The 26,589-nt window shown below is 38.0% G+C and carries 22 protein-coding genes; 14 read left to right on the top strand and 8 right to left on the bottom strand.

The genetic code is table 11. From position 1 onward, the window contains the following. Positions 1-361 precede the first annotated feature (361 nt). Complete coding sequence (purD, locus tag ACFIKE_RS00170) at positions 362-1,636, bottom strand: phosphoribosylamine--glycine ligase (RefSeq protein ID WP_375625135.1); 1,275 nt, start codon at positions 1,634-1,636, stop codon at positions 362-364. Positions 1,637-1,726: 90 nt separating this feature from the next. Between purD and ubiA the strand changes: the two genes are divergently transcribed. Continuing rightward, positions 1,727-2,731 (top strand): 4-hydroxybenzoate octaprenyltransferase, encoded by a 1,005-nt coding sequence (gene ubiA / locus ACFIKE_RS00165; RefSeq protein ID WP_375648110.1) that lies wholly within the window; start codon positions 1,727-1,729, stop codon positions 2,729-2,731. 236 nt (positions 2,732-2,967) lie between these two features. On the opposite strand, the gene pdxH is transcribed toward ubiA, so the two are convergent. Continuing rightward, positions 2,968-3,591: a pyridoxamine 5'-phosphate oxidase gene (gene pdxH, locus ACFIKE_RS00160; RefSeq protein ID WP_375648109.1), complete on the bottom strand. Its 624-nt coding sequence runs from the start codon at positions 3,589-3,591 to the stop codon at positions 2,968-2,970. 325 nt (positions 3,592-3,916) lie between these two features. Between pdxH and ACFIKE_RS00155 the strand changes: the two genes are divergently transcribed. From ACFIKE_RS00155 to ACFIKE_RS00120, 8 genes are all read left to right on the top strand, one after another. Beyond that, positions 3,917-4,819: a DnaJ C-terminal domain-containing protein gene (locus ACFIKE_RS00155; protein WP_375648108.1), complete on the top strand. Its 903-nt coding sequence runs from the start codon at positions 3,917-3,919 to the stop codon at positions 4,817-4,819. A 128-nt stretch (positions 4,820-4,947) separates the two neighbouring features. Then, positions 4,948-5,766: an enoyl-ACP reductase FabI gene (gene fabI, locus ACFIKE_RS00150; protein WP_375625132.1), complete on the top strand. Its 819-nt coding sequence runs from the start codon at positions 4,948-4,950 to the stop codon at positions 5,764-5,766. Positions 5,767-5,914: 148 nt separating this feature from the next. After that, the gene (gene aroC, locus ACFIKE_RS00145) at positions 5,915-7,003 is read left to right on the top strand and encodes a chorismate synthase (protein ID WP_375648107.1); all 1,089 of its coding nucleotides are present in this window, start codon (positions 5,915-5,917) and stop codon (positions 7,001-7,003) included. 15 nt (positions 7,004-7,018) lie between these two features. Next, entirely contained in the window at positions 7,019-8,122 is a 1,104-nt protein-coding gene (gene ribB, locus ACFIKE_RS00140) for a 3,4-dihydroxy-2-butanone-4-phosphate synthase (RefSeq protein WP_375648106.1), read from the top strand. 7 nt (positions 8,123-8,129) lie between these two features. Continuing rightward, on the top strand, positions 8,130-8,384 hold the full coding sequence (locus ACFIKE_RS00135) for an exodeoxyribonuclease VII small subunit (protein WP_375625129.1): 255 nt from the start codon (positions 8,130-8,132) through the stop codon (positions 8,382-8,384). 235 nt (positions 8,385-8,619) lie between these two features. Further along, entirely contained in the window at positions 8,620-10,527 is a 1,908-nt protein-coding gene (gene dxs / locus ACFIKE_RS00130) for a 1-deoxy-D-xylulose-5-phosphate synthase (protein ID WP_375648105.1), read from the top strand. A gap of 16 nt (positions 10,528-10,543) precedes the next feature. Further along, positions 10,544-11,287, top strand: coding sequence for a TlyA family RNA methyltransferase (locus ACFIKE_RS00125; RefSeq protein WP_375625127.1), 744 nt, complete (start codon positions 10,544-10,546; stop codon positions 11,285-11,287). Further along, entirely contained in the window at positions 11,284-12,537 is a 1,254-nt protein-coding gene (locus ACFIKE_RS00120) for a class I SAM-dependent RNA methyltransferase (RefSeq protein ID WP_375648104.1), read from the top strand. Before ACFIKE_RS00125 ends, ACFIKE_RS00120 begins: the two co-directional genes overlap by 4 nt. Before the next feature lie 541 nt (positions 12,538-13,078). On the opposite strand, the gene tldD is transcribed toward ACFIKE_RS00120, so the two are convergent. Both tldD and ACFIKE_RS00110 read right to left on the bottom strand, forming a co-directional pair. Further along, a complete protein-coding gene (gene tldD / locus ACFIKE_RS00115) occupies positions 13,079-14,503 on the bottom strand; it encodes a metalloprotease TldD (RefSeq protein ID WP_375648103.1) in 1,425 nt (474 codons plus the stop codon). A gap of 109 nt (positions 14,504-14,612) precedes the next feature. Further along, positions 14,613-15,188: an invasion associated locus B family protein gene (locus tag ACFIKE_RS00110; RefSeq protein WP_375648102.1), complete on the bottom strand. Its 576-nt coding sequence runs from the start codon at positions 15,186-15,188 to the stop codon at positions 14,613-14,615. Positions 15,189-15,484: 296 nt separating this feature from the next. Here ACFIKE_RS00110 and cyoE point away from each other — a divergent pair, with 296 nt between their 5' ends. The 4 genes from cyoE (at position 15,485) to rnhA (ending at position 19,090) form a co-directional block, all read left to right on the top strand. After that, positions 15,485-16,420: a heme o synthase gene (gene cyoE, locus ACFIKE_RS00105; RefSeq protein ID WP_375625123.1), complete on the top strand. Its 936-nt coding sequence runs from the start codon at positions 15,485-15,487 to the stop codon at positions 16,418-16,420. Positions 16,421-16,602: 182 nt separating this feature from the next. Beyond that, the gene (ispH, locus tag ACFIKE_RS00100; RefSeq protein ID WP_375625122.1) at positions 16,603-17,658 is read left to right on the top strand and encodes a 4-hydroxy-3-methylbut-2-enyl diphosphate reductase; all 1,056 of its coding nucleotides are present in this window, start codon (positions 16,603-16,605) and stop codon (positions 17,656-17,658) included. Further along, positions 17,658-18,617, top strand: coding sequence for a homoserine kinase (locus tag ACFIKE_RS00095; RefSeq protein WP_375648101.1), 960 nt, complete (start codon positions 17,658-17,660; stop codon positions 18,615-18,617). Before ispH ends, ACFIKE_RS00095 begins: the two co-directional genes overlap by 1 nt. 5 nt (positions 18,618-18,622) lie before the next feature. Next, a complete protein-coding gene (gene rnhA / locus ACFIKE_RS00090; protein WP_375625120.1) occupies positions 18,623-19,090 on the top strand; it encodes a ribonuclease HI in 468 nt (155 codons plus the stop codon). A 24-nt stretch (positions 19,091-19,114) separates the two neighbouring features. On the opposite strand, the gene ACFIKE_RS00085 is transcribed toward rnhA, so the two are convergent. Then, positions 19,115-19,996 carry a protein-disulfide reductase DsbD domain-containing protein gene (locus tag ACFIKE_RS00085; protein WP_375648100.1) on the bottom strand — a complete coding sequence of 294 codons (882 nt, stop codon included), beginning with the start codon at positions 19,994-19,996 and terminating at the stop codon, positions 19,115-19,117. 71 nt (positions 19,997-20,067) lie between these two features. On the opposite strand from ACFIKE_RS00085, the gene ACFIKE_RS00080 reads away from it, so the two are divergent. Continuing rightward, positions 20,068-20,652 carry a YqgE/AlgH family protein gene (locus ACFIKE_RS00080; RefSeq protein ID WP_375625118.1) on the top strand — a complete coding sequence of 195 codons (585 nt, stop codon included), beginning with the start codon at positions 20,068-20,070 and terminating at the stop codon, positions 20,650-20,652. Positions 20,653-20,694: 42 nt separating this feature from the next. On the opposite strand, the gene ACFIKE_RS00075 is transcribed toward ACFIKE_RS00080, so the two are convergent. The 3 genes from ACFIKE_RS00075 to thrC form a co-directional block, all read right to left on the bottom strand. Next, complete coding sequence (locus ACFIKE_RS00075) at positions 20,695-23,580, bottom strand: EAL domain-containing protein (RefSeq protein ID WP_375648099.1); 2,886 nt, start codon at positions 23,578-23,580, stop codon at positions 20,695-20,697. A 400-nt stretch (positions 23,581-23,980) separates the two neighbouring features. Beyond that, entirely contained in the window at positions 23,981-25,255 is a 1,275-nt protein-coding gene (locus ACFIKE_RS00070; protein ID WP_012754834.1) for a pitrilysin family protein, read from the bottom strand. Positions 25,256-25,338: 83 nt separating this feature from the next. After that, the coding region (gene thrC / locus ACFIKE_RS00065) for a threonine synthase (RefSeq protein WP_375648098.1) at positions 25,339-26,589 on the bottom strand (1,251 nt) is incomplete at its 5' end.

Raw genomic sequence — 26,589 nt, 5'->3', positions numbered from 1 at the left:
TTTTTTTGGCATTTTATTTTTCGTAAAAGCGGAATTTCATTAAAAAACGCGATAAATAAAAGAAATGATAGTATATATGTTTTTCGTCAAGATTTTATAATAAAGAAAGTATTTATAAAAGTGATGAGAAAATGCGTTTAAAGTAAATACAACAGTAAAATGATCAGTTTATATGACAGTGTCATATTCAGAGAAATTTCCTATTTTATCATGAGTAGATATCCTATTTACAATATTTGATTGTTCAAACGAAAGCACACTCATTTTTTCAAAATTATAGTCAACGTAAAACAGTAAGAAAATTTGTGTATCATGCTCTTATATAAAATAATCAAATCGTAAAAAAGAATATTCAAATAATTTAGTTTTCTCGTGCAATGGCTCTCCATCCGATATCACGACGAACAAAACCTTCTGGCCAATCAATACAATCAACAGCTTCATAAGCACGTTTTTGTGCATGCGTAATCGTTTTTCCTGTTGCTGTTATATTGAGAACACGTCCACCATTTGCAATGAGTTCTCCATCACGCAATACTGTACCAGCTTGAAAAACTTTCACATCGGGAAGAGTGTTTACTTTATCAACGTTACGGATGACAGTACCTTTTTGGGGAGAGTCTGGATAACCATTGGCAGCCATAACAACGGTGAGAGCAGTTTTTTCAGACCACCGAAGAGGCTTATGTTCAAGTTTTCCTTGAGCTGCAGCAAGAAAAATTGGCAAAATGTCATCTTTGAGACGCATCATTAAAACTTGACATTCAGGATCACCGAATCGTACGTTAAATTCAATTAATTCGGGTCCTTTTTGCGTTATCATTAATCCGACGAAGAGAATACCTTTAAAGGGGGCGCCCATTTCTTTCATGCTTTTTAAAGCTGGTTCAACAATTTCTTTGAGGGTACGATTCACTATTTCTTGGGTCATGATGGGCGCTGGTGAATAAGCACCCATACCACCGGTGTTTGCTCCAATATCCCCATCACCTACACGTTTATGATCTTGGGCAGATCCAAAAGGAAGAGCAATTTTACCATCACAAAGGCAGAAGAAGCTTGCTTCTTCACCTTCAAGAAAAGATTCTACAACAATTTTGTTTCCTGCATCTCCAAATGCACTTTTGAAGCAGGCATCGACTGCGTTAAATGCTTCTTCCATAGTTGTTGCAACCACGACACCTTTGCCAGCTGCTAAGCCATCAGCTTTAATAACAATGGGAACACCTTGTTGATGAATGTAAGCTTTAGCTTTAGAAGCATCATTAAAGCATTGGTAACTTCCTGTAGGAATGTTATTCTTACGACATAAATCTTTTGTAAAAGCTTTTGAACCTTCTAGTTGAGCAGCTTTTTGAGTAGGACCAAATACACAGATGTTAGCGCTATTAAGAGAGTCTGTTATACCCGCAACCAATGGTGCTTCTGGTCCTACAATCACAAGATCAATAGAATGTTTTTTACAAAAATCAATAACAAGGGGATGGTCATCAATGTTTAAATTAATATTTTCACCAAATTCTGTTGTTGCAGGGTTTCCAGGAGCACAATATAACTTTGTTAGCAGTGGTGATGCTGCTATTTTCCATGCTAAAGCATGTTCTCGTCCACCTGAGCCAATAAGAAGAATATTCATTGCTTGCTCCTCTCATAAAAGATGATTAATCTCATCTCTTTCTCATAAGAATGAAATGTCTCTATCGCAAGACCAAAGGTAAATCATTTGATGAAAAAAAATAAAAATATCGCGCATGTTCAATCCTGTGAGAGTCAGGGACGGGTTATGGACGCATCTTCCAAACAATGGGTCTACAATTTCCTTCCCTGTTCTTTATGGTTTTATGCGCAATTGGCGCGTTGGGATCGGCCTATCGGATGGCAATTGTTGATGTGGCCTTGTTTTTGGTCAACAACAATGGCTTTTTTCTCTTATAACATGCATTACGATACTCTTTTATCAATGTTTCTTCATTGGGTTTGGTATCTTTTTCTTTTTTTTCTGGGATCTATTGCTATGCGAGGGGCAGGATGTACTTGGAATGATCTTATTGACCATAAAATTGATGCTCAGGTAGAAAGGACACGTTCTCGTCCATTGCCGACAGGTCATGTGAGTCGGTTTCAAGCCAGAGTTTTTATACTTATGCAATGTTTGGTTGGTTTAGTCGTTTTATCACAATTTAATAGGTTTAGTTTTTTTCTAGGTATTTCGTCATTGATAGCTGTTGCGTTTTATCCTTTTATGAAACGCGTAACATATTGGCCGCAGTTTTTTTTAGGCGTTGCGTTTAATTGGGGGGCATTAATGGGGTGGGCTGTTGTCTTTGGAAGTTTAAGTTGGGCCCCAATCTTGCTTTATGTGGGATCAATCTTGTGGACCATAGGATACGATACAATCTACGCACATCAAGATAAAGAAGATGATGCTACTGTTGGTGTCCGTTCTACGGCTCTTCTCTTTGGTAAAGGAACCAAGCGTGCTTTAGTATTTTTGTATGGTGGTTTTGTGGTGTTCGTTAGTCTAGCATTTTATTTATCTGGAGTCCCTGTTCTTAGTTTTTTGGGGATTTTTGCGGCAAGCATCCATATGTTTATTCAAATTAAAGTCATTGATATAGATGACAGTTCACAATGCCTCAGGCTTTTCAAATCTAATTCGCTTATTGGTTTTGTGATTTTTGCTGGTTTGGTATTTGGGGGTATATGGACGATATTTTATCCTGCGATCTAAAAATAAGTTAGCTAAAATCATAGTTTCTGCTGAATACAGTATTTTCTTTTAAATAAGTTTGTTGCTAATCTGTTTTAAGCGATACAGTAGAAAATATTACCAATCAACTTTTACAGTGAAAATGAAATTCTTCTATTTAAATAAACTAAATCATCTTCTTTTAGAATTTTTCAAATAAAAAATATTTTTTTAACTGTCGGGAAGAAAAAATCTTTATAACGATGAAGTTTGAAGGATTAGGGATAAAGTTTTTGTCTTTTCCAATCGCTGTGTTCAACACAATCGCGTGTAAAAAGCAGACGATCATGTAAACGAAATGGGCGATCGCACCAGAACTCTATAGAAAGGGGTTTAACACGAAACCCAGACCAATAAGGTGGTCGTGGAATATTGCCTAGAGCATAACGTGCAGTATATTGAGAAATTGCTTTTTCGAGCACAAAACGATTGTCTAAAGGTTGAGATTGTTTAGATGCCCATGCACCAATTCGACTACCACGTGGTCGCGATTGGAAATAGGCATCGGCTTCCTGTTGACTTACTTTTTCAACAATTCCTCTAATTCTGACCTGACGACGGAGCGATTTCCAATGAAAACCTAAAGATGCTTTCATTGATTTTAAAATTTCTTGTCCTTTACAGCTTTCATAATTGGTATAGAAGACGAAGCCTTGGGGACTGTAGTCTTTGAGGAGAACCATACGAACATTAGGGAGTCCTGTTTCGTCAACTGTTGCTAATGCCATAGCATTTGGATCATTTATTTCACTTATCGTTGCTTCTTCAAGCCACTTTGCGAAAAGTTCAAAAGGTTTTTGCATTTTCATAAAATGATCATCTGTTGGTATTTTGTTGCTCATAGTTTCTCCAAATATCAGTGAGCATGGGTAAGGCATTTTCTCATTTACTTTATCATCAAAAAGTTACAGTACTATTTTTTCTTATTTTCAAAAAGCCAATGCTATTGTGTATTTCTATGGTAGTTTAATTATTTTTACTTTAGCATAGACTACAATGAGCTATATTAAATAAATGCCTCATTTTATCTGGTATTTTAGTTTATTGATAGACATATAAAGAGGAAAGAAGAAATTATTCTCTAGAATAGACTGATGAAGATATAAGGGATATTGAACAACGGATCAGTTGATATTTTGAAACCGAAAAAATTGAAAAGAGGGCAATATGCGTGATCCCTACACGATTCTGGGTGTGGCACGTACCGCAAAATCACAAGAGATTAAATCGGCATTTAGAAGATTGGCAAAGAAGTATCATCCAGACCATAATAAAGATGATACAAAGGCTAAAGAAAAATTTGCTGAAATTAATCAAGCTTATGAAATTATAGGTGATAAGGATAAAAAGGCACAATTTGACCGCGGTGAAATTGATATGGAAGGAAAACCGCTTTATCAAGCCTATGGTACTGGTGAAAATTTTAGCAATAAACAAAATCCCTTTTCAGGAAGAGCAAAGGGATTTGATTTTTCCTCTTCAGGTGGTGCAGGTTTTGATGCGAGTGATATTTTTCGGGATCTGTTTGGAGGAGGTGGTAGCTTTTCGAATTCCACACACTATAACCGTCCCCAACAAGGAGCACATGTTCGTGCTAATCTTGCTATAACATTAGAGCAGATGGTTGGCGCAGAAAAGGTGGAAGCTGTTTTTCCAAATGGAAAAAAGTTAAAAATTAAACTTCCAGATTATATTGAAGACGGACAGACTATTCGATTAAAAGGTCAGGGAGAAGAGGTACCTCTTGGGCAAGCAGGAGATGCGTTGATAACCATTCAGATTCAAAAACATTCTCGTTTTCGGGTTGAAGGAAGAGCACTCCATCTTGATTTACCAGTTTCTCTTAAACATGCTGTTTTGGGAGCAAAAGAAGAAGTTGAGACATTGGAGGGACGTGTGGTTTTAACGATTCCTGCTTGGTCAAGTTCTGATCGCGTTTTACGGTTGAAAGGGAAAGGGCTTCGTTTAAAAAATGGTACAAGAGATGATCTTTATGTGCATGTTCGCATTATGTTGCCAGAAGGTAAAAATGCCGCGCTAGAACAGTTTTTGCAAATGCAACAAGATTGATTTTAAAATTTTTTATATATAAAAGCGTAGTTTTTGTTTGATTTTAAACCAATTACTTGAAGAAAAAGTTGACCTGTGTCATAGGCAGATGAATAATATTAATTTTAAGTAACAATGGGGCAGTGCTGATGGCTAAGGGTAATGGTTTATTGTACGGTAAGCGTGGTTTAATTTTGGGGTTGGCCAATAATCGCTCCATCGCTTGGGGAATCGCTAAAGCGGCAAGTAGCGCAGGGGCAGAGCTTGCTTTTACCTATCAGGGTGAAGCAATGAAAAAGCGTGTTGAGCCTTTGGCTGAAGAATTAAAGGGATTTGTTTGTGGACATTGTGATGTTTCTGACAGTGTCTCTATTGATACGGTCTTTAGAGAAATAGAGAAGAAATGGGGAAAGCTCGATTTTTTAGTTCATGCTATTGGTTTTTCTGATAAAGATGAGTTAAGTGGTCGTTATATTGATATCAGCGAATCAAATTTTATGATGACCATGAATATTTCGGTTTATTCCCTAACAGCTCTAACGAAGCGTGCAGAGAAATTGATGTCAGATGGTGGTTCAATCTTGACACTGACCTATTATGGTGCAGAAAAGGTTGTTCCCAATTATAATGTAATGGGGGTTGCCAAAGCAGCTCTTGAAGCGAGCGTGAAATATTTAGCGGTAGATTTAGGTCCTCAAAATATTCGTGTTAATGCTATATCTGCTGGACCAATTAAAACGTTAGCGGCTTCAGGTATTGGTGATTTTCGTTATATTTTAAAATGGAATGAATATAATGCTCCATTACGTCGTACGGTAACAATTGAAGAGGTTGGTGATTCTGCGCTTTATTTTCTTTCAGATTTGTCTCGTTCTGTTACCGGTGAAGTCCATCATGTCGATTCGGGTTATAATATCATAGGTATGAAAGCAGTTGATGCACCAGACATTTCTGTCGTTAAAGAATAAAGTTTGGTTTATAGGATTTTATTGGACAGCAGTAATTTGACCAAATTTAAAGTGGCTAAGAGTATTTGGGAGCAAAGAGCTACCTTGTGTATAGCACACAACATACGTTGTCGTTGTATATATTTGACAGAGAAACGGATCTTTTTTCATGTCGCATAATACATTTGGTCATTTGTTTCGTGTAACAACATGGGGTGAAAGTCACGGTGCTGCTCTTGGTTGTGTCATTGATGGTTGTCCACCTGGAATTATTTTTACTCTTGCAGAAGTTCAAGCTTATCTTGATAAACGCAAACCAGGACAATCAAAGTATACAACACAGCGCCGAGAACCAGATGAAGTAGAGATCCTTTCAGGAGTTGTTGTTCAAGACGATGGGACGACATTGGTGACAACAGGTACACCAATTTCTCTGTTGATTCGAAACACAGATCAGCGTTCGAAGGATTATAGCTCGATTGCCCATCAGTATCGTCCAGGACATGCGGATTATACTTATGATATTAAATATGGCATTCGTGATTTTCGAGGTGGGGGACGTGCTTCAGCACGGGAGACGGCCGCACGTGTTGCAGCGGGTGCATTTGCTCGTAAAATCGTTCCTGGTTTGATTGTACGAGGAGCAGTGATAGCAATTGGTCCTCATAATATTAATCGTGATCGTTGGGATTGGTCAGAGGTTGATAATAATCCTTTTTTTACAGCTGATGCAGAGATGGTTCACATTTTTAGTGATTATATCAGTAAACTCCGTAAAGAGGGGACATCTGTTGGTGCGGTTGTTGAGATCGTTGCAGAAAATGTTCCGGCAGGTTTAGGAGCCCCTATTTACGCAAAGCTTGATCAAGATATTGCCTCGTTACTTATGTCGATTAATGCGGTAAAAGGTGTGGAAATTGGTGATGGTTTTGCGGCAGCCCGCCTGAGGGGAGAAGAAAATGCCGATGAAATGCGAATGGGAAATGATGGAAAACCGCTTTTTTTATCCAATCATGCTGGTGGTATTTTAGGGGGAATATCGAGTGGACAGCCAATTGTTGCACGTTTTGCTGTAAAACCTACTTCATCAATTTTAACGCCTCGTCGCTCCATTGATGTTGATGGTCATGATATAGATGTTATAACGAAGGGACGTCATGATCCATGTGTTGGGATTCGTGCCGTTCCTGTTGGTGAAGCGATGGTTGCTTGTGCTATTGCTGACCATTATCTAAGACATCGCGGTCAAATTGGGTGATTGAGAAGGTGAACAATGGCGTATGATGAAAAAAAAATTGTTTCTGCACTTAAAGCTTTTGAACGCGGTGAAATTGTTGTGGTGACAGATGATGATGACCGTGAAAATGAGGGTGATTTAACTCTTGCTGCAGCGCATTGTACAGAAGAAAAGATGGCGTTTATTCTTCGTCACACAACAGGTATTGTGTGCACACCTATGCCAAAAAAAGAAACACAACGGTTTAATCTTGCTCCTATGGTACCAGATAATAAATCTGCACATGGGACGCAATTTACGGTTACTGTGGATTTTAAACATGGGATAACGACGGGTATTTCCGCACATGACCGCACATTGGCAGTTCGTAATCTTTCTAATCCAAATGCAAGCGCGGATGATTTTGTCCGTCCAGGACATATTTTTCCTTTGATTGCACATGAAGGGGGGGTGCTCATGCGTTCAGGTCACACAGAGGCAGCTGTTGATTTATGTAAATTAGCTGGTTTGCCACCAGTTGGTGTTATTGGTGAGTTGGTCAATGATGATGGCAGCGTTAAACATGGCGATCAGATCATGAAATTTGCACAAGAACATCGGTTGCATATTATAACGGTTGCAGATTTAATTGCTTACCGCCAACGTAAGGAAATATTGATCAAGCATGTTGGAGAAATGCCTATTGAAACATCTGTAGGTCCCGCTATTGTTCACAGTTATCAACTCCCTTGGGAAGCCGTTCAGCATATTGCAATTGTTTTTGGTGATGTCCGTGAGGGTGGTGATATTCCTGTGTATTTACATCATGAAAACATTATAAATGACGTTTTTTGTCAAGCTTCAGATATTATGGTGATGATGCGGCGTATGATGGAAAAAGAAAAACGTGGCGTATTTATTTATTTGCGTAAAGGCTCTGTTATGCAATCAACTATTGATATTCAAAATATGGCAAGAGACAGTTCAGAAAACCATGTGCAGGCGATTGAACGCGAAGAAGAATGGCGCAAAATTGGTTTAGGATCACAAATTTTAAAATATCTAGGAATAGGCTCTGTTATTGTTTATGCTGCTAAAGAACATCATTATGTAGGTTTAGAAGGTTTTGGAATTCGTATATCCAGAACAGATATTTTTTGAGGTTCATATGAAAAAAGAGATACAAGAGGGGGATATTACGACTTTAAGCTTTGAGCAAGCGCTTCAGCAACTTGAAGTTATTGTCGAAAATTTGGAACGTGGCGATGTGCCTTTGGAACAATCCATTGATATTTATGAACGCGGTGAAGCGCTTAAAAAGCATTGTGAAAAACTCTTAAGAGTTGCTGAAGCTAAAATTGAAAAAATACAACTTTCAGAAGAAGGTTCTCCAGAAGGAGTAGAACCACTTGATGCTAAATAATATTAAATATTTTGGATATTTATTGTGAAACGAGGAGATATAATAACCTTTTTTATAGAAAATTAAATCGATTGATTTCTTTTTTATAAAATAAGTTAAAAATGAGGAAGTTATAGCTCATCTCAAATAGAAAAGAACATTTTTGAGTAAAAAAGATGCAAAACTATAAATAAGAGTAGAGAAGATACATTTTTATCGTTGCGTTTTCTTGAGTTAAGATAATAGGAAGGTTTTTTTGTCTCAGGTTTTAACACCATTGCTTGACCGTATTTGTTTTCCGCAAGATTTGCGGGCATTGCCTGAGTCTGATTTGGTACAGTTGGCTGATGAGTTGCGGACCGCAACAATTGATGCGGTTTCTGTAACAGGTGGTCATCTTGGGGCAGGACTTGGTGTTGTTGAGCTCACTGTTGCATTACATTATATTTTTAATACACCAGAGGATAGGATTATTTGGGATGTTGGTCATCAAACCTATCCACACAAGATTTTAACGGGGCGTAGAGAAAAAATTCGCACATTACGTCAAGAGGGCGGATTATCAGGTTTTACAAAACGTTCAGAAAGTGTGTATGATTCATTTGGAGCGGGTCATTCGTCTACTTCTATTTCAGCGGGGCTTGGCATGGCGGTGGCAAGTGCTTTGAAAGCAGAGACAAGACGCAATATCATAGCTGTCATCGGTGATGGTGCAATGTCTGCGGGCATGGCTTATGAAGCAATGAATAATGCTGGCGCTTTGGATGCACGCTTGATTGTTGTTCTTAATGATAACGACATGTCTATCGCACCACCTACAGGTGCTATGAGTGCACATCTTGCACGATTAGTATCTCGTCCTTCTTATCGTCATTTGCGTGAACGCGTAAAGATGTTGAGCGAAAAATTGCCAAAGTTTTTTTTTGATAAGGCGCGTCGTTCAGAGGAATTTGCGCGTGGACTTTTGGTTGGGGGAACTTTATTTGATGAGCTTGGCTTTTATTACCTTGGACCCATAGATGGGCACAATTTGGGGCATTTATTGCCTGTTTTAAAAAATGTTCGTGAATATCCTAGTGGTCCTGTTTTGGTGCATGTTGTCACACATAAGGGAAAGGGATATCCACCTGCAGAAGCATCACCTGATAAATATCATGGTGTTAATCGTTTTGATGTCACGACAGGAAAACAGGTTAAAGCATCAAGTAATATTCTACCCTATACCAAGGTATTTTCTAAAGCTTTAATAGAAGAAGCTCGCCATGATGATAAGATTGTTGGTATAACAGCAGCGATGCCAACAGGGACAGGTCTTGATTCTTTTGCAAAAAAATTTCCTGAAAAAATGTTTGATGTTGGTATCGCTGAGCAACATGCCGTAACTTTTGCGGCAGGACTTGCTTGTGAAGGGTACAAGCCTTTTGTTGCAATTTATTCTACTTTTTTACAGCGTGCTTATGATCAAATTATTCATGATGTATCAATTCAAAAATTACCGGTACGTTTTGCTATTGACCGCGCAGGTTTTGTGGGGGCAGATGGTGCAACACATGCTGGAAGTTTTGATATTGTTTTTTTGTCCACTCTTCCTGGGTTTGTTGTTATGGCACCTTCTGATGAGCTTGAACTGATGCATATGGTGCGTACAGCTGCAGCTTATGATCAGGGACCAATTTCTTTTCGTTATCCACGTGGTGAGGGTATTGGTATAGATTTACCGCAACGTGGTGAGTTATTAGAAATTGGAAAGGGGCGTGTTCTGCGTGAAGGAAATAGGATCGCTTTGGTTTGTTTTGGAACGCGGATGTCAGAAGTGTTACAAGCTGCTGATGCGTTAGAGGCTGAAGGATTATCTACAACGGTTGCAGATGCACGGTTTGCGAAACCTTTAGATAAGGATTTGATGTGTCGTTTGGCACGTGAGCATGAAGTATTGGTGACAATTGAAGAAGGGGCAATCGGTGGTTTTGGAGCGCACATATTACAATTTTTAGCGCAAGAAGGGCTCTTAGAGCATGGTTTGAAAGTTCGTACACTAAAACTTCCTGATGAGTATTTGAATCATGGTGCACCAGAAAAAGTTCTCTCAACTATCGGGCTTGATGCTATGGGTATTGTCAACACGGTTTTTGCTGCTTTAGGCCGCGAGATTCGAACAGGATAAAAAATTCGAGTATGATATGGCTGCCAGAAAAAGGCTCGATATTCTCTTAGTTGAAAAAAACTTTTTTACGACACGTTCACGCGCACGTGATGCTGTCATGCGTCAAACTGTTAAAGTTAACGGCGAAATCGTTTTTAAAGCTGGGCAAATTGTTTTTGGTGATGCAGAGATTGCTGTTTGTGATCCAGCGCAGAATTATGTTTCTCGGGCAGCGTTAAAATTGATTGCTGCACTTGATGCATTTCCGATTATAACAGATAAAGTGACGGCCATTGATGTTGGTGCATCAACAGGTGGTTTTACACAAGTTCTCTTAGAACGTGGATCGGCTCATGTAATTGCCGTTGATGTTGGGCATCATCAATTTGATAAACGTTTATTGGGCAACAGTGCTATAACGTTATTAGAAGGCTTGAATGTTAGAGATTTTCAACATAACCATTTAGGTGGGCGAGAAATTGATCTTATCGTTTCAGATGTTAGCTTTATTTCTCTCAAACTTGCATTGCCTCCCGTTTTGTCTTTAGCCAAGAAGGGCGCTCAAGCTGTTTTACTGGTAAAGCCTCAGTTTGAGGTTGGTCGTAAACACTTTAGTAAGAGGGGAATATTAAATCCATCAATAGCTAAAGAAACTGCTGAGGCGCTTTTTGTTTGGTTAAATACACAAACAGGGTGGAGCGCAAGAGGTTTAATTCCTTCCCCTATTACAGGTGGTGATGGCAACGTGGAATATTTACTATTCGGAGAAAAACAAGAGTGAGTGACAATGTCATAATCGACCATATCGGAGCAAATGGGTATGGTACTTCTAGGACGTCTCGCGGCTTCGTTTATGTTCCTTTTACTTTACCAGGAGAGTGTGCTGAAATTACTGTTCATGGAAAATATGCAACATGTATAGCATTAAAAGAAAAATCATTAGAACGCATTGATACTCTTTGTCAGCATTTTGGAGAATGTGGAGGGTGTACTCTTCAGCATTGGCATATGGATGCTTATCGCGTATGGAAACAACAATTGGTTGTTGATGCGCTTAAAAAGTATGGACTTAATAATGTTGTTGCGCCTTTAATAGAATGTAAACCTTATAGCCGACGGCGGATTACTCTAACAGCATCTATGACCCCACAGGGGCAAAAAGTTGGTTTTAACCGTTATCTCTCTCATGAGATTGTAGCTCTTGAGGAATGTCCAGTAAGCCGTCCAGAGCTTATTTCTCAGTTGCATAATATCAGAGAGCTCTGTGCTTTTCTAAGCAGCTCTGCCAAACGGTTTCATGTTACAATAACACGTGTTGAAAATGGTTTAGATGTTGCTTTAAGCGGTTGCATTGTACACCATGAATCACTTCGTCAGAAAATGATCAGTGCTGCTCTTTCATATGGGATTATACGTTTATCTGTTGATGGTGAAGTTTTGGTTGAACGAGAAAAACCAGAGATTTACTTTGGAGATGTCCGTGTTGAATTTCCTTCTGGTGGTTTTCTTCAAGCAACCTGCGAAGCTGAAAATATAATGGGCAATATTATTTTGACTCATTTAAAAAAAGCAAAGAATGCTGTTGATTTGTTTTCAGGGATAGGAACATTTACTTTGCGTATGGCAAAAAAGATGAATGTTCATGCAGTAGAAAATAATGAAGATGCATTAAGAAATCTAAATACAGCAGCACGTTTTGCAACTGGTTTAAAAACGGTCACTTGTGAAAAACGTGATCTTTTCCGACATCCCCTTTCTGTAAAGGAACTTGAGTGTTTTGAGAGTGTTGTTTTTGATCCTCCCCGTGCTGGTGCAGAGCAACAAGTACGTGAATTAGCTAAGACGACAGTATCACGTGTTGTGGCAATTTCCTGTAATCCTACTACATTTGCTCGTGATTTATCTCTTCTTGTTGCAGGGGGGTATACAGTAGAAAAAATCATACCGATTGATCAATTTTTATGGTCACCACATGTCGAAATTGTTGCTGTTTTGAGCAAAAAGAAAAAAAAGAAAGGTTGGAAGCTTTAGCTTAAAAATTTTTTAATGCCATGAAGATTTTTTTTAAAGTTTACTTGAGTATTATTATAAAATCTCTCCAAAAATTATCTATAATAATAACCTTTTTCTCGTTGAATTAAGAGCACTGAATGTAGAAAGTGTTTTTTATTTTGAACTTTTTATTATGAAATATAAAAGGCAAATTATCCCCCACAAAAGACTAATGTATTAAGAAGAAGATGTGTCTGAACAAGCCGGTGCCAGTGTTATATTTGTCATCTTCCAATGTGGCTATAACTCTTGTTACTTGAGACGGTCCATAAGAGGAATCTTTGGTCCTTTCTTGTACAGGTTTTATTCATATGACTCTCCCCATCTGTAACGTACAAACGAATGATTTTGATTGATTCAATATGGAACAGATTTAAAATGAGAGAATCTTATGGTATTCAAGGTTCTAATTTAATATGAACAACGATAGATTATCTTTATAAATCAATGTATTGTAACCTCCTCATAAAATGGTCGTGATAGATGAGAAGGAGGCAATATTGGGAAGGAATGAGAAAGCTTATTCTTTTATAAGCGCAGTTCCACCGATTGTCATATTATTGATTCGAAGATGAGGTTGACCAACACCAACAGGGACATTTTGGCCAGCTTTTCCACACATACCGATACCATTATCAAGTTTACTATCATTACCAATCATTGTAATACGTTTCATAGCATCCGGTCCATTTCCAATAAGAGTTGCGCCTCTGATTGGTGCTACAATTTTACCATTTTCTACTCGGTATGCTTCAGTACATTCAAAGACGAATTTTCCAGAAGTAATATCAACTTGTCCTCCACCAAATGAAACAGCATAGATACCATGTTTGAGTGAAGAAAGGATTTCTTCAGGTGTTTTATCTCCTCCTAGCATGATTGTATTGGTCATTCGTGGCATTGGTGCATAAGCATAAGATTCACGCCGTCCATTTCCAGTTGATTTACCTCCCATAAGCCGTGCATTAAGCCTGTCTTGCATAAAACCAACGAGCTTTCCATCTTCAATGAGAACGTTATACCCTGAAGGGGTCCCCTCATCATCGACAGTGAGAGAGCCACGGCATTGTGGAATTGTTCCATCATCAACAACTGTAACACCTTTTGCCGCAACTTGTTGTCCTAAAAGTCCAGCAAAAGCGGATGTTTTTTTACGGTTAAAGTCACCTTCTAAACCATGACCTACGGCTTCATGGAGCATAACGCCAGGCCATCCATTGGCTAAGACAACATCAAAAGATCCTGCAGGTGCTGCTTCTGCTTCTAAATTTGTTAAAGCCATACGTAAGGCCTCATCCGCAGCTTTTTTCCAATTGTCTTCATGAATAAATTGGTCAAATGCTTGTCGCCCTCCACATCCATAAAAACCATTTTCACGTCGATTACCCTCAGCAACAACCACAGATATAGAAAGTCGTACAAGAGGACGAATATCACGAACCAAATAACCATCTGCACGTAAAATTTCAACATGTTGTAGCGAGCCGGAAAGAGAAGCAGTCACTTGATGCAATTTATCATTTTTAGCACGTAAATAGGCATCAATTTTTTGCAAAAGAGCACTTTTTTCCTCAAATGATGGAGCATCAAGGGGATTATGCGGTTGATAAAGTTTTTTGTTTGTTTGTTGAGGTGCTATGCTATAAGTTCCCGCATGATTATTATAGGTAATAGCTTTAGCTGCTTCACTAGCACGTTTGAGTGCAGCAGCTGATAATTCACTAGAATATGCATATCCGGTAGCTTCTCCAGCAACGACACGCAGCCCAAACCCCATATCTTGATGGAAAGAGCCGTTTTTAAGCTGTCCATTATCAAATAAAAGAGCTTCGCTTTCTGTATACTCAAGGTAAAGCTCACCATCATCAGCATGATGAAGCGTTTCTTGTACAAGTGATTGCACTTTAGAGGAAGTAATATCAAAATGATCTATCAGCGATTTCATAAGAATTATCCTATTTTTATGGGAACTTAGAAGATTTTTATTAATCTAATTTAAGAAGCTTTCAAAATATACGATGAGATTTTAATCGTCTAAAGTGTATCGATTTCATTCATGTAGGTAAGGTTGCATAGGCGTCGGCAAGACCATGAAGGTCAACAAAACCTCCAATCCCTTGTTCAGGAGTTGTAAAGATAAAATAGGTTGCCGTTTTTCCTTTTAAAAAGAGCTGCAATATGTCTTCTTTAAGAAAGGCTTCAGCAACACAATTATCACCAAGACAACGACGATATTCCATTCTGCCCATATTTTTATCGTCAATTTTAATTCCAACGCCAGGACGTAATTCAACGCGAATCGGAACAAAAACACGCATCAAAGCACCTTGCTTTTGAGGAAGTTTATAAAATGTAACACGCAAAGTAATATCATGACGACCTTGTGTATGAACGTTTTGTACAACTTCACACTGCATGTTAGGTGTACCTGGCGGTAGAGCACAAACTTTTGTCCATGCACCATAGGTTTGTGGAGCAGGGACATTTTGCGCATAAGGTGTTTGTGCAAATGCATGATTGATAAAACTACTATAAAGTGTGTAAAGAACAGCACCAATAAAAAAAGTTTTTTTGAGTAATTTATAAAGTATCACAGAAAATCCTACCCGACTCAACACACATACAACCATACATAGATTTACATAAAAAAATGAATTCCCCACATAAAAACTATAACACAAAATCAGTATTTACCCAAATATATTAATCCATAGGATATATTTTTATGATACATTTGTAATGTAGGAGAGAATGTTGATTGAAAAAATGTATTTTTGTTGCCAATATTCCATCTATTTTTAGGGGATACGTGCGAACGAGGTATTTCATATTTTCTCAAAAATACGATTGGTCTTAATTGATCATTTCCATACGCTAGATAATATTGGTTTGTGAATGACAGAAATGGAAAAGGGCTTTGAGCGGAATGTCAGTTTCAGGAGAGTTATCGGTTGTGAATGGTAAAGCAACACCACCAAGATCCGGTATTGGTGATTATATCACGTTATTAAAGCCACGTGTTATGTCTCTTGTGGTCTTTACGGCTCTGGTTGGTTTGCTTGTATCGCCTGTTCCTATCAATCCGTTGTATGGTTTTTTAGCGATTTTATGTATTGCCATTGGTGGTGGCGGTGCGGGAGCACTGAATATGTGGTATGATGCTGACATTGATGCCGTGATGGAACGGACCAAAAAGCGTCCTATTCCTATGGGTAAAATCAGTTCCCGAAAAGCATTTATTTTTGGCATAGTTCTTTCTATGCTTTCGGTATTGGTTATGGGGAGCTTCATTAATTGGTTTGCAGCATTTTTTCTTGCGTTTACGATTTTCTTTTATGTCGTTATTTATACAATTTGGTTAAAACGTATCACACCACAAAATATTGTTATTGGTGGTGCTTCTGGGGCTTTCCCACCAATGATTGGATGGTCCGTGACAACAGGGACAGTGAGTATTGATAGCTTTTTATTATTTTTAATCATTTTTATGTGGACCCCCCCTCATTTTTGGGCTCTTTCTTTATTTTCATCCCTTGATTATGAGGCTGCAGGTATTCCTATGATGCCTAATGTTCGAGGTGAACATTCAACAAAAAAGCAGATTTTATTTTATACTATTTTGATGGCATTGTGCGCTGCTGCTCCTTGCTTTACTGGTCTTGGCGGAATTTTTTATGGTATTTTTTCAACAATTTTAAGCATTATCTTTGTTTATTTTGCCTATCGTTTGTGGAAAGCTGATACACATAATGAAACTATTTTGATGGCAAAAAAACTGTTTTTCTTTTCGTTACTTTATTTGGCAGCTATCTTTGGAGTTCTTTTGATTGAATCTCTTGTTTGGTATTTTATCGCTCTTTAGGCAAATAAAATGAAAAAGCAAATTTAAAAAGAGCTTTGCTGCAAGAAAATCTCGTAAGAAAACACGATAGAGTGTGTTCTTATGCAAAAGATGCTATTGCCAGTTTTTTTACATTGCTTATTCGTGTATAACGATAGATTGTTTGAATATATAGCTAAAACTATAGAGATTAAGGATGATTTATGTCTGGACTTCCCCCTTTAACGATACGTCTTTGTGGTCCACGTGGATTTTGTGCAGGGGTTGATCGTGCTATCCAGATTGTTCTCCTTGCATTAAAAAAATATGGTGTTCCAGTATATGTTCGTCATGAAATTGTACACAACCGCTACGTGGTTGAGGGATTACAGCAACGGGGAGCTATTTTTGTTGAAGAACTTGATGAGATTCCAGAAGAACATCGCAATCAACCGGTTGTTTTTTCTGCTCATGGTGTACCAAAATCTGTTTCAGAAGAAGCACGATGCTATAATTTGTTTTATCTCGATGCAACATGTCCGTTGGTCTCGAAAGTTCATAAACAAGCGATACGACATCAACGTCATGGTCGTCATGTTATATTGATTGGTCATGCTGGTCATCCTGAGGTGATAGGGACAATGGGACAGCTTGAAGAAGGGGCTGTGACGCTTATTGAAACGATAGAAGATGCTTTGCATTATCTCCCCAATGATCCAGATAAATTAGGATTTGTTACACAAACAACGCTTTCTGTTGAAGATACGGCAGGAATTCTCGATATATTACAACAACGTTTCCCTACATTAGCAGCCCCAGCGGCTGAGTCAATTTGCTATGCTACAACGAATCGACAAGATGCGGTTAAGGCAGCAGCAAAGGGGAGTGATTTGTTTTTGATTGTTGGAGCGCCAAATTCTTCTAATTCACGACGTTTAGTAGAGGTTGCCGAAAAGTCTGGTGCGCGGCAAGCTATTTTAGTTCAGCGCGCTGATGAAATTAATTTTGAAAACCTAAAAGCTCTTTCTATTGTCAGTCTTTCAGCAGGGGCTTCGGCTCCTGAAATTATTATTGATGAAATTATTTCAGCGTTTCGTGAGCGTTATAATGTCACAATAGAATTAGCTGAAACAGCAGTAGAAACGGAAAAATTTTTAGTGAGTCGCGAATTACGTGACGTCATTTTAACGTCGCAAGATATGGCTTTCGTCAATGGTCAAGCAAATAATGCAAAAAATGAAAATCAGAATACAGACATGTCTACAACGAAAGCAGAATAATGGCCGTTTATACAGATATTCATTCAAATGATTTAAAAGTGTTTTTAACACGTTATGCAATAGGGTCACTTTTGTCTTATCAAGGTATAGAGGAGGGGATTGAAAATTCTAATTTTATGTTAGAGACAACACAAGGGCGATTTATTTTAACACTTTATGAAAAACGTATTTCAAAAGATGATTTACCTTTTTTTTGTCGCTTGATGCAGCATTTAGGACAGCGTGGAATTCCTTGTCCTCAACCTGTTATTCAAAATGATGGAATGATGATCCGTGAATTAGCAGGACGCCCTGCTGCTATTATTACTTTTCTGGAAGGAGAGTGGGTCCGCCAGCCCACTATAGATCATTGTGGCGAAGTGGGGACGGGGTTAGCACAATTACATTTAGCAGGACAGGATTTTACACTTAGTCGTAAAAATACTCTTTCTGTTATGGATTGGCAGGTATTGTGGCAACGTTGTCAAACAAAAGAAGATGCATTATTAAAAGAATTTGGGCAAAAAATTGAGTTAGAATTAGCTTTTTTACAGGAAAATTGGCCGCTCAATTTACCAATAGGCATTATTCATGCAGATTTATTTAATGATAACGTCTTTTTTGTGAATCATCGTCTTTCTGGGATAATAGATTTCTATTTTGCTTGTAATGACTTTTTTGCTTATGATTTAGCGATCTGTTTAAATGCTTGGTGCTTTGAGCTTGATCATTCTTATAATCTGGCCAAAGCACGTAAGTTATTGGAAAATTATCAAAAAATAAGACCATTGATCCCTTTAGAATTGGACAAGATTGTTTTGTTAGCTCGTGGTGCGTCTTTACGTTTCTTACTCACACGTCTTTATGATTGGTTTAATACACCGCCTAATAGCTTTGTTATTAAGAAAGATCCATGGGAGTATTGGCACAAGCTTTGTTTTTTCAGTAATGTAAATTCGCTAAGTGAATTAGGTTTTTAAATTTTATGGCAACTCAACAAAAAGTCGTTGAAATTTATACAGATGGTGCTTGCTCAGGGAATCCTGGAATTGGAGGATGGGGAGCAATTTTACGCTGGAATGGTCATGAACGTGAGCTTTATGGCGGTAAGGTCCATACGACAAACAATCAAATGGAACTCATGGCGGCAATTTGTGCATTAAAGGCACTTAAAGAGCCCTGTTTGGTCGACCTTTATACAGACTCAGTTTATGTGCGTAACGGTATATCTAAGTGGATTGAAGATTGGAAAAAGAATAATTGGCGCACTGCATCAAAAAATCCTGTTAAAAATATGGAGCTATGGCAAGCTCTTGAGGATGCTTGTTCTTGTCATACAGTCAGATGGCACTGGGTAAAAGGACATGCGGGACATCCAGAAAATGAACGCGCAGATGCCCTTGCTCGCAAAGCAATTTCTCAATATCGCGAAAATGGATGTTTTCCAGCATAATTACTGTTTGAGAGTTTTTTTCTTTTATCGCGGAGTCGCAAGAGGGGTTGGCTGCGTATGGAATATGAATGTTCCACTTAAGGCGTAATCTTTAAAAGAAACTGTATAAAAAATTTTTTGGTTTATTTCTTCTGGTGCGAAATAGAGTGGAGCACTGAAGAGTGTATATTCTGCGTTATCACTGACTTTTTTTGCTGCTCCAATTTGCATTTCTCCTCCATCTAAAAAGAGAGAGGAAGGAGTGGTCTTGTTGTTATTTTGTATTTTTATAAGAAGGGTACTGTTATTTTTTTCGGCACTTATTTTTAGTGCATTCTGCATCATGCGGGGCAAAGAATCTTGGGCATTTTTTAAGAAGGAAGCAGGAAGATGTTTATTTTTAAGAGCAGATGGGGAAAAATCAAAGTTAACAGTAAATGGAAGACAGATTTTATTACATAATCCAAGGGTGAAAGCACCACTTAAATTTTTGCTTGAACCAGAAAGATTGAAGGGCAATATTACTTTATCTTTATAGCCTAATGACCAATCATTTTCTGTTTCAAAAAGCTGTGGGGTAGGATAAAAGATTTCATAAGAAACCTGTTGGTTGAAATTAAAAAACGGTGCCATGCCAGAATTACCTGGATTACGCCAGTAAGTTTTCCATCCTGGTTTAAGCACAATCTCAATAATGCCTTCTCTTATTCCAGAAAGAGAAGGTTCGGTGATTGCTAATCGGATACGACCACCATCTGATTCATACCAAGATGTTGCGAAAAGCTGGAGTTTTTGTTCTTTTTGAGCATTTACAGGAATGTTAAGTAATTCTAAAACTATAAATGTTAAGCTTAAAGTAACTAAAAGATTTTTATAAAAGAAAGTTGCGATATTTTGTAAATTTGTAAATATATGACTTTTTTTCATTGGATTTTTATTTTCCTAGTGTACTAAATGAACAAACTTTTATCATGTAAATTATGGAGAATAACAAATTAATGAAGCGGTGTAATGGCTTTTTAGGTGGACAATTACTCATAGCAATGCCTGGGATGAATGACAAACGCTTTATTCGTTCTGTTATTTACATTTGCGCGCATTCTGATGCTGGTGCGATGGGCATTATTCTCAATCAATTGCATCATATTGATTTTCCAGATCTTTTGCTTCACTTGGGAGTCATAGACAGGGGCCAAAAAAAAAGTCTTTCTGAACCAATAAAACAGTTTCCAGTTCGCTATGGTGGTCCTGTTGACCCTTCGCGTGGTTTTGTCCTTCATTCAGATGATTATGCTTGTGAAGAAACTGTTTTTATTGCAGATAAGGTCTGTTTTACTGCGACTATTGATATATTAAAAGCGATCAGTTGCGAACAAGGTCCGCAACATGCACTGGTAGCGTTAGGTTATGCTGGATGGAAAGCGGGGCAACTTGAGGCAGAAATTTCTACAAATGGTTGGCTAATCAGTTCTACATCACCTAGTTTTCTTTTTGAAAGTGATTTAAGCTGCAAGTATGATAAAAGTTTAACACGCATGGGTATCGATCCAACTTATCTTGCTTCTGAAATGGGACACGCGTAGAGTTTTTTCTAAGCTTTTTAACTTTACACGTTATTTTATCCCTTATGTTTTTATTTTATAAGGGAAATGGCTTTGAACGAGCGTAATTAATTCTTCTATGGCAATCGGTTTCGTTACAAGTGTGCTTTGAACATATTTACAGCCTTCTTGACGGAGGAAGATTGCTTCTTTTTCATTTTCAACACCTTCTGCGATAATTTGCAAATTAAGATCTGTTGCCATATTAATGATAGACTTAAGAACAATTTTCTTCTTAAGGGAGTCGATTGAAATAAGTGAACGATCAAGTTTAACCATATCAAATGGATAACGTACGAGATAGGTCAGAGACGAATAACCTGTTCCAAAATTATCGAGTGCGAGATTCATTCCAAGTGTTTTAATTTGTTCGAGAAAGTGCGCTGATTGTTCAGGATTATTTCTTAAGACAAATTCAGATATTTCAATCATCAAACGCCCTTTGTGGAGCGGATGACGAAGCAGAGCGGCGCGCAATTGACTAATAAAACGAGGATGAATCATTTCTGCGCTTGGTAAATTAATTGAAATAAAGAAAGATTGTTGGGAAAACTTTTCTTGTACATTTATAAGATCGATAATGGCACTATCGATGATAAATTGTGACAAATTCATAACAATTTGTTCGTTTTCTACGATTTTTATAAAATCAGAGACATTTAAATTTCCATAAGTGGGATGATGCCATTCTACAATTGTTTCAAAACCAATAATATGTCCGTCTGATAAATTAAGAATAGGATGGTAGAGGATTTTTATCTCATTACGTTTTATGGCATAATGAACATCTTTTTCCAGAGTATTATGTTCGAGACCCAAAGTGCGAAAATTAGGACGAAAAGGTTCTATATGGTTTCCACCCATTTGTTTTGCGCGAATCATCGCTAATTCACTGTCATTAAAAATATCTTTAGCTGTCGATCGGCTTTCACTCCATGTAACCAATCCGATAGACGTTGAAAGAATTATTTTGTTTTCTGAAAGTGAAATAGGTGCTGAAATTGTTTTGTGCAAATGATCTGCAAATGCTGCAATTTTTTGTGGTTCAGTTTCACTGAGTAAAATAATTGCAAAGCGGTCTGCTGAAAGTCGCGACAAGGTGTCTTGAAAGTTAATGAGACGGTTTAAACGACGTGCGATTATAAGCAGTACAGTATCCCCAACTGCTATGCCTAATTTGCGATTAATTTTGCGAAAATTGTCCAAATCAATCATAAAGACAGTCGGTCTAATTTTGATATTTGCTTTCGCCAAAGAGGTATAATTTTGTAGTCTATCGAAGAAAATTTGTTGGTTAGGAAGGCCGGTTAAGCTGTCGTGGATTGCATCATGCAATAAGCGTTCTTCGGATTTTTTATGGTTAGTAATATTGACAATGGTTCCAATGACACGTGTGATTTTCCCATCTTTTTGCATAGCCGGGCGTGCACGAAGAGAAAACCAATGATAATAACCACCACCGGAAGAAAGCCGAAAAATTTGATCAATGCGCCCTTTTTTATTTTTAAGAATGATATCTAATACGCCTTGAAAGCGTTCACGATCATCATGGTGCAAGGCTGAAATCCAGTTGCGCATAGGTCCATTGAGGTTATGAATTTCAGTACCAAAAAGGGTAGCCATGTTTGGATGTACAACAATACGGTCACGCTCAATATTCCAATCCCAAATAATATTTCCAGCTCCCTTTGCTGCGAGTACTTGTTGTTCAAGATCGGAAAATATTCCTTCATGGAAAGCGTCATTAGAAAAAGTTTGTTGCAGGACAGTAAAGCTGATGAGAAGAACAATGAGCACTAATCCCCCCGCTAATGCCGGCTGGATAATATCATTGTTTAAATATCCAGCTATGCAGGCATAGGCTCCAACACACCAAAAGCTAATGAGCAACCATGTTGGGATAAGCATAATGGCGCGATCATAGCTTCTGATTAAGAAATAGATGATTAATATTATACCAACCACAGCGGTAAGGCCAAAAGACAAACGCGCAATTCCAGCTGCTCTGATTGGATCATAAATAGCAAAGGCTCCTAGACTGCAAAAGGCAATGGTCCAAGCGATAGCACCGTAACTAAAATGATAATGCCAGCGGTTAAGACTGAGATAGGTAAAAAGAAAAATGAAGAGTGTAGCAGTAAGTGCTACTTCTGTACCAGCACGCCAGATTGGTTGTGTTGTGAGTGTAACTGCAAAGAATTTATTTAAAAAGTTGAAGTCAATACCAATATAAAAAAGCACTGCCCAAGCAACAGCAGCTGTTGCAGGAAACAGTCCTGTTCCACGGACAACAAAGAGTACAGTTAACAAAAGCGCTAAGAGACCTGATATCCCAAGAAGAATACCATGATAAAGCGTATAAGAATTAATTGCATCTTTATAAGCTTCAGGTTGCCATAAATAGATTTGCGGTAGATTTGCAGAGTTAAGTTCGGCCACAAATGTAACAACAGCACCAGGGTTAAGGGTAATACGAAAGATATCAGAGTTTGCACTAAGTTGACGATCGAGGGAAAAACCTTCGCTTGGCGTTATGGATTGAATCCTTGCTGATCCAAGGTCTGGCCAAAAAAATCCAGAACGCGCCATGCGGTAGTGGGGGGCAACGATGAGACGATCGATTTGTTCATCTGTTGGATTTGCAAGAGAAAAAACTGCCCAATTTCCGGAAAATTTTTCATTTTTTGCCTGCACTTCAATACGCCAAACAATACCATCTGGTCCTGGCGCTGTACTTGTTTGAAAAATAGAGCTGTTTGTATGGTGAATTTCAATTGCTTGTGAGAGATCAAGAGCAGCATCCTGAGAAGAAATTTTAACTGGCTCAATTGCTTGTGCTGATGTAAGATGGACAAGAGAACTAACGACTACAATGAAAATGATGTCAATTATTTTACGCAAACTCTTCACAATGTCCCACTCTCAATATTTTAGGATGTTTAACTTTCATTTCGATTTTTGAGAAAAAACGTCCACCTTTTATAATTTATTTACATAATAAATTGTTATCACTTTTTCTTAAGTTATGTGGTTTTATATACAAATAGACCACATGTCCATTTGCTTCAATGGAACTTGAAGCGAATGAAGTTTTATATTTTAAAAGGGCAAAGTTAAACCATGAATTTCCAGATTTCACGGATATACCTTCACTCATTAGAATCTTTATCACATGAAGTATGAATTGGGTAGTTTTGTACGCTTCTTTGCCCAATATTTCCAAAACTTATTTAATGAGAAGAGCTTTTGTGGTAAATTTTACGATAAAATATGTGTATGTTATTGTGATGCTGTTTTGAAAAGAAGTTTTTTACTTTAGCTTGGATGAAAGAGTTGACGTTAAATCATCAAAATTTATGAGGGGTCCTACAGGTCCGACAGCAGTTAGTGTTGGAGTGGAATTTGTAAAAAGACGATGTGCTAAGTCAGTTAATCTTTTAGGAGTGATGAGATTGAGGCGTTCAATTGTTTCCGATATTGGAATTGGTCGACCATAAAGGAGTATTTGGCGAGCAATGAGATGTGCTTGACTAGAGGGATTTTCCTGTGACATTGTCAGATTCGCACGATATTGCGTTTGTGCTCGTTGCAGTTCATTGGCGTGAATGTTTTTACTGACCTTGGAAAGTTCATCAAGAATCACGGGAATAAGTTCTTTGAGCCCTTCTTGTCCGGTAGCTGCGTGAACACCAAAAAGCCCAGTATCTGAAAATCCCCAATGAAAAGCATAAATAGAATAGCATAATCCACGTTTCTCTCTTACCTCTTGAAAAAGACGTGAAGACATACCACCACCAAGAATGATTGAAAGAATTTGGGCCGCATAAAAATCACGCGCGTGATAAGCACGCCCTTCAAACCCTAGAACAACTTGTGTATCCATTAAATCGCGATATTCACGAAAGTCGCCACCGACATAATTTGCAAGATTAGTAAGAGGTGCGGTTGAATGGGAGCGAAAAGTACCAAGACGACTTTCAACTTCTCGCAAGAAACTTTCGTGTTTTACAGCTCCTGCAGCAACGACAATCATACGATCTGCACTATATTGTTTATTGATGAAATCATGGAGATCAGTAGATGTAAATGATTGAATAGTTTTAGCTGTTCCTAAAATAGAGCGTCCAAGGGATTGATGACGAAAGGCTGTTTCTGTAAAGTGATCAAAAACAATATCATCAGGAGTGTCATGAGCGGCACCAATTTCCTGAAATATTACTTGTTTTTCTCGTTCTAGTTCATTGTCGTCAAATTTTGAATGCATTAAAATATCGGCTAAAATGTCTATAGCAAGTGGGATATCGCTTTTAAGTACACGTGCAAAGTAAGCTGTTGTTTCAATACTGGTGGTGGCATTGATTTCACCGCCAACATCTTCAATATCGGTTGCAATTTGAAAAGCAGTGCGGTTTTCGGTTCCTTTAAAAGCCATATGCTCAAGAAGATGAGCAATACCATGCTGTGTAGAGGTTTCATTGCGTGAGCCCACTTTAACCCATATTCCGAGGGCAACACTATCAATTTGTTGCATTGTATGTGTGGCGATAGTCAAGCCATTACTAAGGCGACATATATCTACATCCATGTATTTACAACTCCATTAAATAAGCTAAATACCTCATTGTAAGGGTATTAGAATATTCTTGATTTAAATTAATGCAGCTAACTTTAATAAGATGCACGCGATTTTAAAGAAATATAATCTTTTACTATTTTTTCATCATTAGCAAGACTTATAAAGTGTTCTTCGCGTTTCATTACATCATTGAGATGAGATGGCCATGGGGCATGAAGGCCACAAGCACTTTTAATAGTATCAGGAAATTTAGCTGGATGAGCCGTGGCAAGGACGATCATTGGAATATGCGGTTTTTTGTTTTTACGCGCTACTTGAAGAGCGACGGCTGTATGTGGATCAACAAGATAGCCACTTTCCTTATAGACACTATCAATTGTTTGAGCTGTTGCAGCCATGTTGCTTTTCCCAGCGGAAAATAGGGAACGAATATTTTTGAGTTGCTTTTCATCAAGAGTAAAACGTCCTGATTGTTTCAAGTTGTCCATTGCATTGCGAATCCACATTGGATCACGATTGCCACTTTCAAAGAGCAAACGTTCAAAATTAGAAGAGACCTGAATATCCATAGAAGGTGATGTTGTATGAACTATTGGTTGTGTTTCGTAAATACCACTGGTCAATGTACGTGCAAGGATGTCATTATCATTCGTTGCGATGACCAGTTGAGCAATGGGTAATCCCATACGGGCTGCAACATAACCTGCAAAAATATCACCAAAATTTCCAGTAGGAACAGTAAATGAAACAGTTCTATCAGGAGCTCCTAAGGAAAGCGCAGATGAAAAATAGTAAACAATTTGCGCCATGATACGTGCCCAATTTATAGAATTAACACCTGAAAGCGCTCTTTTTTTACGAAAATTGTGGTCATTAAACATTGCTTTGACAAGAGCTTGGCAATTATCAAAATTTCCTTCAATTGCAATGGCATGAACATTTGAACATTGATTGGTTGTCATTTGCCGTTGTTGAACAGGTGATACACGTCCTTTGGGAAATAAAATAAAAATATCTGAGTGTTCTTTTCCAGCAAAAGCTTGTATCGCAGCCCCTCCTGTATCACCTGATGTTGCAGCAATAATCGTTGCAGATCTATTTTTTTTAGTCAAAACATAATCCATCAGCCGAGAAAGAAACTGCATTGCAACATCTTTAAAAGCTAAAGTAGGACCATGAAAGAGTTCAAGGATAAATTCATCTGCTCCAGTTTGTCGTAACGGACAGATTGCTGGATGGTGAAAGGTTGCATAAGATTCAGCGATCATACTTTCAAAAGCTGTATATTCGATTTCGTTATTCACAAAGGGCCACAAAATAGTTTTAGCAATTGTTGTATAGGA

The organism is Bartonella sp. MU70NMGDW, assembly GCF_042194085.1.
GTDB classification, from domain to species: domain Bacteria; phylum Pseudomonadota; class Alphaproteobacteria; order Rhizobiales; family Rhizobiaceae; genus Bartonella; species Bartonella grahamii.
The sequence above is the reverse complement of the archived record's forward strand: the minus strand, read 5'-3'. Positions and strand labels throughout refer to the sequence as shown.